The sequence below is a fragment of the Streptomyces cavernicola genome, from assembly GCF_029968035.1.
In the GTDB taxonomy this organism is placed as follows: Bacteria; Actinomycetota; Actinomycetes; order Streptomycetales; family Streptomycetaceae; genus Streptomyces; species Streptomyces cavernicola.
On sequence record NZ_JASCIQ010000017.1, the window covers coordinates 147,960 to 156,255 of the forward strand.

6 protein-coding genes are annotated in these 8,296 nt (G+C 70.1%); 3 read left to right on the plus strand and 3 right to left on the minus strand.

The window, feature by feature from the left end; translation table 11 throughout:
* Nucleotides 1-36: 36 nt before the first annotated feature.
* The 3 genes from QIS96_RS17880 to QIS96_RS17890 all read right to left on the minus strand — a co-directional run bounded on the left by QIS96_RS17880 (nucleotide 37) and on the right by QIS96_RS17890 (nucleotide 4,643).
* Nucleotides 37-2,016, minus strand: a complete 1,980-nt coding sequence (locus tag QIS96_RS17880; RefSeq protein WP_282543621.1) for a dipeptide/oligopeptide/nickel ABC transporter permease/ATP-binding protein — start codon at nucleotides 2,014-2,016, stop codon at nucleotides 37-39.
* Nucleotides 2,016-2,966, minus strand: a complete 951-nt coding sequence (locus tag QIS96_RS17885) for an ABC transporter permease (protein WP_282543622.1) — start codon at nucleotides 2,964-2,966, stop codon at nucleotides 2,016-2,018. Before QIS96_RS17885 ends, QIS96_RS17880 begins: the two co-directional genes overlap by 1 nt.
* Before the next feature lie 78 nt (nucleotides 2,967-3,044).
* The gene (locus QIS96_RS17890) at nucleotides 3,045-4,643 is read right to left on the minus strand and encodes an ABC transporter substrate-binding protein (protein WP_282543623.1); all 1,599 of its coding nucleotides are present in this window, start codon (nucleotides 4,641-4,643) and stop codon (nucleotides 3,045-3,047) included.
* A gap of 192 nt (nucleotides 4,644-4,835) precedes the next feature.
* Between QIS96_RS17890 and QIS96_RS17895 the strand changes: the two genes are divergently transcribed.
* The 3 genes from QIS96_RS17895 to QIS96_RS17905 form a co-directional block, all read left to right on the plus strand.
* Entirely contained in the window at nucleotides 4,836-5,555 is a 720-nt protein-coding gene (locus tag QIS96_RS17895; protein ID WP_282543624.1) for a FadR/GntR family transcriptional regulator, read from the plus strand.
* A gap of 244 nt (nucleotides 5,556-5,799) precedes the next feature.
* Complete coding sequence (locus QIS96_RS17900; RefSeq protein ID WP_282543625.1) at nucleotides 5,800-6,813, plus strand: acetylxylan esterase; 1,014 nt, start codon at nucleotides 5,800-5,802, stop codon at nucleotides 6,811-6,813.
* Nucleotides 6,814-6,838: 25 nt separating this feature from the next.
* Nucleotides 6,839-8,296: exo-alpha-sialidase (locus QIS96_RS17905; RefSeq protein WP_282543626.1), on the plus strand; the 1,458-nt coding region annotated here is incomplete at its 3' end.

The window sequence follows — 8,296 nt, forward strand, 5'->3', positions numbered from 1 at the left end:
CGGTGGCCCGGGTGTCCGGGGAGTGCTGCGTCGCGGTCATCGGGTGCTCCCGAGAGGCTGGGCCGGCTGCGTCGGGCGAGCCGGGTTCGCGGGGTGGTGGCAGGCGAACCGATGGTCGTCGTGGGCGTCCCGTGCGGCGGCGGTCGGTGGTGTCGTGGTGCAGAGTTCGGTCGCCGCGGCACAGCGGGAGGCGAAGCGGCAGCCGTCGCCGAAGGAGCGGGGCGCGGGCACGACACCACGGATCTGGTGCAGCCGCTCGGCACCCGCCTCCAGCGAGACGACCGATCCGAGCAGGCCGCGGCTGTAGTGGTGTGCGGGGTCGGTCAGCAGTGCGCGGGTCTCGCCGGCCTCGGCGACCTGGCCCGCGTACATGACGGCCACCCGGTGGGAGAGGTCGCCGACGAGGGCGAGGTCGTGCGAGACGAGGACCATCGCGAAGCCGAGCTCGTCCCGCAACTGCACGAGAAGTTCGACGACTTGGGCCTGGACGGTGACGTCGAGCGCGGTCGTCGGCTCGTCGGCGATGAGCAGCCGTGGGCTGCGGGAGAGCGCCATGGCGATCAGGACACGCTGGCGCTGGCCGCCGGACAGTTCGTGCGGGTAGCTGCGCAAGGTGCGTTCGGGGGAGAGGCCGACCAGATCGAGGAGTTCGGCAGGAGTGCGGGTGCCGCCGCGGGACGTGAGGCGCCTCAGTTGCGTGCCGATCAGGACGGACGGGTTCAGGGACGACATGGCGTCCTGATAGACCATCGCGATCTCCGGACCCATCAGGGCACGGCGTTCCTTGGCGGAGAGCGTCAGCAGGTCGCGGCCGCGGTAACGGATCTCGCCCGAGACCTCGGCGTTACGGGCGAGCAGACCCATGATCGCGAGGCTGGTGATGGACTTGCCGCAGCCGGACTCGCCCACCAGGCCCAGGGTTTCGCCTTCCCGGACGGTGAAGGAGATCCCGTCGACGACACGGGTGTCGCCGTACCGGTCGGGGAACCGGATGGTCAGGTCCCGCACGACGAGGAGTTCGGGGGCATCGGCCGGAAGCGGCCGGACGGCGGGCTCGATGGCGGCCAGGCGCTCGGCGAGTTCGGCGAGCGCGGCGTCGACGGCACCGGAATCCGCGGCGGCCGCCGCCGGAGCCTCGGCCGGATCGCTGCCGCCGGTACGGGACTTGTCCGGGGACGCGGCCGCGTCGGTCATGCCCTCGGACAGGATGTTCAGCGCGAGCACGGTCACAAGCAGGCACAGGCCCGGGAAGAAGGTGGCCCACCAGCCGCCGGACAGCAGGATCTGCCTGCCGTACGCCAGGACGCTGCCCCAGCTGGGGTCCGGGTCCTGCACACCGGCGCCGATGAACGACAGGCTCGCCTCGAAGATGATCGAGTCGGCGACCATCACGGTGGCGAACACCAGCACCGGAGCAGCACAGTTGACGGCCACGTGCCGGGCGACGATGTACCTGCGCCGGGCGCCGATGACCTGTTCGGCGGCGACGTAGTCCTCGCCGTACTGCTCCAGGACGTTGGCGCGCACCACGCGTGCCAGCGAAGGTGAGTAGACGAACGCGATGGTGAAGATGATGACCGGCAGGCTCGGGCCGAACACCGCGACCAGAACGGCCGCGAGCGCGATCGGCGGGAACGACATGACGACGTCGAGGGTGCGCATCACGCCCTCGTCGGCGAGCCGCCGCGAGGTGGCGGCGAGCGCGCCGAGCAGTGCGCCGAGGACCAGGGCGAGCAGGGTGGCGCCGAAGCCGATGGTGAGCGAGTAGCGGGCGCCGTGCACCACGCGGGCGAAGACGTCGCGCCCTGCCCGGTCGGTGCCGAACCAGTGGTCGCCGTCCGGTGCTTGGGCCGGCGTGCCCGTGGTCAGCGGGTCCTGCGTGAGCAAGGGGGCGAAGAGCGCGCCGAGGATGACCACGACGAGCACACCGAGTGCGATGCGGGAGCTGAGCGGCAGGCGGCGCAGGCGCGTGCCGGGCCGGGCGAGGCGCTCGGCGAGGGAGCGGGGGGCGAACATCACACCGTCCTGATACGCGGGTTGACGAGCAGGTAGAGCAGGTCGACGACGACGTTGACCACGAGGAACGCGATGGCGATGGTGAGCACGGTGCCCTGCACGAGCGCGACGTCGCCGCCGGTGACGCCTTCGAGGATCAGCTTGCCCATGCCCGGCAGGTCGAAGATCGCCTCGATGACCACGGCGCCGCTGAGCAGGTAGCCGACCTTGACGCCGAGCACGGTGAGCGGGGTGACCAGGGCGTTGCGCAGCACCGACCGGACGATCAGGGACGGCGGCAGCCCGCTGCCGCGCGCCGTGCGGACGTAGTCGCGGTCGAGTTCGGCCACCATCGACGTACGGATGAGCCGGGCGAGCGACGCCGCGACGGGCAGTGCGAGCGAGACGGCGGGCAGGGCCATGCTGTGCAGCCAGCCGGTGAAGGAGTCCGCCGGGTTGACGTAGCCGCCGGTCGGGAAGAGCGGCGTGTTCAGGGCGAACTGCTGGATCAGCAGGACACCCAGCCAGAACGACGGCAGCGCGATCCCGGCCATCGACACGACCCGGAAGACCTGGTCGGGCCAGCGGTCCCGGTACATGGCGCTGGTGACGCCGAGGGCCAGCGCGAGCACGATCGCCAGCGCGAGACCCAGCAGCGTCAGCTGGAGCGTCAGCGGAAACGCTGTCACGATACGGATCGCGACGGGCTGGCTCGGCGGCACCGTCATCCCGAGGTCTCCCTGCACCAGTCGGCCCAGGAAGTCGAAGTACCGCACCGGCAAAGGGTCGTTGAGGCCGTGCGCTTCGGCGAACGCGGCCCGCGCCTGCGGGCTCGCACTGTCGCCGAGCGCGTTGTACGCGGGATCGGCCGGCGAGAACTGCAGGACCACGAAGACCAGCAGCGCGATGCCCAGAATCATCACCGGCATCATGGCGAGGCGGCGCAGCGCGAGCCGGAGGAATGCAACCATCGTGAGGTTCCTAGAGATCGGGGCCGGGCCCACCCACCACCATCGGAGCGGGCCCGGCGGTCTCGGGCGGCGCGAGGCTCAGGCGCGGCCGACGTCGACGAAGGACAGGCCTGTCGTGGGCAGCGGCTGGAAGCCGGCGAGTGCTCCGGAGTCCCAGGCGGTGGGCAGTTTGCGGTGCAGCACCGGGTAGAGGGCGGCCTCCTCGGCGACCAGGTCGGTGACCTGCCCCCACAGCTCCTTGCGCTTGTTCTCGTCGGCGGTGTTCGCGGCCCGGTCGAGGAGCGACTTGGTCTTCTTGTACGCGGCCGAGCCGGACCATCCGTACCGCTTCTCCGGCCAGAAGCCGTAGTAGAACCAGCGCAGCAGCAGGTCGGCGTCGTTGCCGAAGACGGACGGGTCGCCCGGCGCGGCCAACGCGTCGAAGTCACCCTTGTCCGTCTTCGCGTACTGGGCGGGGGACTGCGCGATGTCGAGCTTGACCTCGACGCCGGCCTCCGCCCAGCTCTCCTTGATCAGCGGGGCGATGTCCTTGACCCAGCCGGTGTCGGTGAGCAGCAGCGTGAAGGACAGCTTCTCGGCGCCGGCTTCGGCGAGCAGCTTCTTGGCCTTGGCCACGTCGTGGCCGTAGACGGTGGCGGCCTTGTGGTAGTCGGGGTGGTTCGGCGGTACGTAACCGCTGGCGGCCTCGGCGTTGCCGAGCAGCGCGGTCTTGATGAGCTTCTCGGTGTCCAGGGCGTAGTGCAGGGCCTGGCGCACCCGCTTGTCGGCGAACCGCTTGTCGGCGCAGTTGAACATGAGGAAGAGCAGCCCGAACGACTGGACGGACTCGACCTTCTTCTTGCCGGTGAAGCCCTTCAAGTCGATGTAGGGCACGTCCTCGATGGCCTGCACACGGCCCGACTGCAGGGCGCTGACGCGGGCGGAGGGGTCGGAGATGAGATGCCAGACCAGCTTCTCCGCCTTGGCGGGGTGCGGGCCGTTGTACTTGCCGTACTTCGCCATGACGATCTTGTCCTCGCGTACCGCCTGGACGAAGCGGTAAGGGCCCGAGCCGACCGGCTTCGCGTCGAAGGCCTTGGCGTCGGCGCCCGCGATCTTCTTCGGCACGATCCGGACGACGGATATCCGGGAGGGGAACAGTGCGAAGGGGTACTTCAGCTTGAACTCGACCGTGCTCGTGTCGACCGCGCTCACCTTGTCGATGAACGGCACGAACTGGGCCATCAGCGAGGCGTTCTTCGGGTCCAGGACGCGCTCGAAGCTGAAGACGACATCGTCGGCGGTGACGGCGGACCCGTCGTGGAAGGTCGCCCCCTCGCGCAGGGTGGCCCGGTACGTCGTGGCGTTGAGCTTCTTCGGCATGGCGGTGGCCAGCGCGGGCGCCGCGACGAGGGTGGCCGGGTCGAGGTCGACCAGCCCTTCGAAGATGTGCATGTTCGCGGCGTACGGGGTGGCGCCGGAAGTGATCATCGGGTCGAAGCCGGTCGACAGGGGGTAGGACAGACCCGCCTCGAGGGTGCCGCTACCGCTGCCGCCGCTCTGCTGCCCGTTGTCGCCGCTGGAGGCGGGGCCGCCGCAGGCCGTCAGTCCGGTGGTGATGGCCGTCGTCACACCGATGGCGCTCGTGATTCTCAGGAAGGTGCGGCGGTCGACGCCGGCTGCGCTGCACGAGGGCAAGAGGTCCTCCAGGCGGGAGAAAGAGAGGAGAGGACAGCCGGAGAAGGGGCCGTCCTGCGGCGAGAGTGTTCGCTTCCTCGCCGGCTGGGCGTAAGACGTATGATGTCTGACGCCTTGATAGTGTGGGAAGGTAGTCCGGTCGAGAAGAGGGGTCAAGAGGTGGCGGTTGAGCAGGGGGTGGCAAGCCCGATCATGCCGGAGCCCAAGTCCGCGCGGCAGCCCTTGAGGCAGGAGGTTGTCGACGGTATCAAGTCGTACATTCTGCGCAACAAACTGCGTCCCGGTGATCCGCTCCCCGCCGAGCAGGCCCTCTGTGATGCCCTGGGGGCGAGCCGCTCCAGCGTGCGGGAGGCCATCAGGATCCTCACCGCCCTCGATATCGTCGAGGTGCGCCACGGTCACGGCACCTACGTGGGCCGCCTGAGCCTCTCGGCCCTGGTGGAGAGCCTGACCTTCCGCGGTCTGCTCAGCCCGGACGACGACTTCCAGGTGTTGTGGGACCTCGTCGAGGTGCGCGAACTGTTCGAGCGCGGCATGGCGGAACGCCTCGTCGAGACCTTGGACGAGGAGCAGATCGACCGCCTCCAGGGGCATGTCGACAGGATGCGCGAGGCCGAAGTCGGCGCGGGGAGCGGCTTCGTCGACGCCGACCGCTCCTTCCACACGCTGCTCGTCGCGCCGCTGGGCAACAACCTCATCGGGCAGTTGTCCGAGGCGTTCTGGGATGTGTACGTCATCGTCGCGCCGCACCTCGACGTCTTCACGGACGAGTACGGGGCGACCACCATCGCCAACCACCAGCGCATCGTGGACGCCGTGCGGGCCCGCGACGCGGCGGAGTTCGCGGCAGCCCTGACCGAGCACTACGGCCCTGTGCGTCAGCGGATCACCGAGGCTCGCACCCGCCGCTGACCTCGTAACCGTCGCGGACGGCGCACACCCCGAAGGGCGTGCGCCGCTCCGGCATGCCGTGGCGCGCCCTCCGGTGAATTGCCTCAACTCCGCTTCTCCGTACGGCTCTTGACGCCCGTGGTGCGGATCCTTAAGGTCCCAGGACAGAGGACATCAGACGTCTGCTGTCCCGGTGTGCGGGGCTTCCTCGCGCTCCCGTACTTCCGTGCTGCGCCGCGCGCACGCCTCACCCCCGGGGCCTCACATGCCACTGACGGACCTCACGCTCGCCCAGTGCCTCGCACTGCGGCCCGACCTCGACGAACCCGCCGACCTGGACCGGTTCTGGACCCGCACCCTCGACGAAGCACGGGCCTGCGACACCCGCCCCCGCTACGCACCGGTGGACACCGGCCTGACTCAGGTCACCACCTACGACGCGACCGTGCCCGGCCACGACGGACACCCTGTCAGCGGCTGGCTGCACCTGCCGGCCGGCCGACCCCAACCCCTCGGCTGCATCGTCGAGTTCCTCGGGTACGGGCGGGGCCGAGGCCTCCCGCACGAGAACCTCCTCTGGGCGAACGCCGGGTACGCGCACTTCATCATGGACACCCGCGGCCAGGGCTGGTCGACGGCCGGTGGCGACACCACCGACACGGCCACCCTCGGCGGCACGGTCCCCGGATTCCTCACCCGGGGCGTGGACCACCCGCAACACCACTACTACCGACGGGTGTTCACGGACGCCGTGCGCTGCGTCGACGCCGTCCGCGACCACCCGGCCGTCGACCCGGACCGGATCGTGGTGACCGGCATCAGCCAGGGCGGCGGCATCGCCCTCGCCGTGGCCGCGCTCGCCCAGGGCCTGGCCGGCGTCATGCCCGACGTCCCGTTCCTCTGCGACATCCGCCGCGCCGCCCGCATCTCCGCCACGAGCCCCTACACCGAGATCGCCGAGTACCTGCGCCTGCACCGCGACCGCACCGACACCGTGTTCCGCACCCTGTCGTACGTGGACGCCGCCCTGCTCGCCTCCCGGGCCACGGCGCCCGCCCTGTTCTCCATCGCGATGATGGACGACATCTGCCCTCCCTCCACCTGCTTCGCCGCCTACCACCGCTACGCCGGCCGAAAAGACCTGCGCGTCTACGAGTTCAACGGCCACGAAGGCGGTCAGGGCCACCACCGGCGCGAACAGCTCTCCTGGGTGCGAGACCTCCTCGCCGCCGGGAAACCCACCGGAGCACACCCCCCGCATGCACCCCAACTCGCCTGAACCCCATCCGAGAAGAGGCCCGTCCATGCAGACAAGAGTCCCCCTGGTGACCCTCGCCGCCGCACTCGCCGTGGTGGCCGCCACCACGACCGGTGCCAACGGTGCGGAGATCGGCACGCTCGCCTCCGAGGACCTGGCGACGGCCGGCACCGGCTCCCCGTACTACCGGATCCCCGCGCTCACCAAGACCAACGACGGCACGCTGATCGCCGCCTACGACGCCCGTCCCACCCTCGCCGACCTGCCTGGAAACATCAGTGTGGTCGTGCGCCGCAGCACCGACGGGGGCGCCACCTGGCAGGCCCAGCAGACCGTCCGCAAGGACCCCGCCCCCAAGGGCTACGGCGACCCGAGCCTCCTCGTGGACCGCGAGACCGGCCGTATCTTCGTCTTCTACGCGGCCTCCGTGAACCAGGGCTTCTTCGGCTCGGCCACCGGCAACGACGAGAACGACCCCGACGTCCTCCAGGCCGACTACAGCTACTCCGACGACGACGGCCGGACCTGGAAGCACGAGCGCATCACCGCCGACATCAAGAACCCCGCCTGGGCAGGCATGTTCGCCGCCTCCGGCGAAGGCATCCAACTGCGCCACGGCAAGTACAAGGGCCGGTTGATCCAGCAGTACGCGATCCGCGACAACGGCGCCAACTACGCGGTGAGCGCCTACAGCGACGACCACGGCAAGACCTGGAAGATGGGCACCCCCGTCGGGCCGGGCGGCGACGAGAACAAGACCGTCGAACTCTCCGACGGCCGCGTCATGCTCAACAACCGCTCCAAGCCGTACCGCACGGTGGCCTACTCCAAGGACGGCGGCGTCACCTACACGCCCTTCAAGCCGGACACCGAACTGCCCGACCCGGCCAACAACGGCTCCATCACCCGCTTCGCGCCCGACGTCGACGCCTCGCACCCGCGCGCATCCTGGCTGATGTTCAGCAACACCGCGACCACCGACAGCCGCAGCAACCTCACCGTCCGGATGTCCTGTGACAACGGGGAGAACTGGCCGATGCGCAAGACCGTCGAGCCCGGCTCCGCCGCGTACTCGACCCTCACCCCGCTCAGCGACGGCACCGGCGCCAACCCCCGCATGGGCCTGCTGTGGGAACGCGCCGGCTACAAGCACATCACCTACTCGTCGTTCGACCTGCAGTGGCTCGGTGGTGTGTGCGCGCCCGTCACCGTCACGCCGCCGTCCGGCCTGCGCGCCGGCGCCACCACCGAGGTCGCCGTGCGCGTCGTCAGCCAGAACGACGTCGCACTGCCCGCCGGCTCGGTCACGCTCGACCTGCCCGACGGCTACAGCGCGCCGACCGTGACCGTGCCCGCCCTCGACCCCGGCGAGGGCGCGACGGTGAAGGTGCCCGTCAGCGTCCCCGCGAACGCCGCCGCGGGCCCCGTCAAGACCACCGCGGACTACCAGGTCCGCAGCCGCCAACACGCCTATGGCGACGCCTCGTTGAACATCACCGCCCCG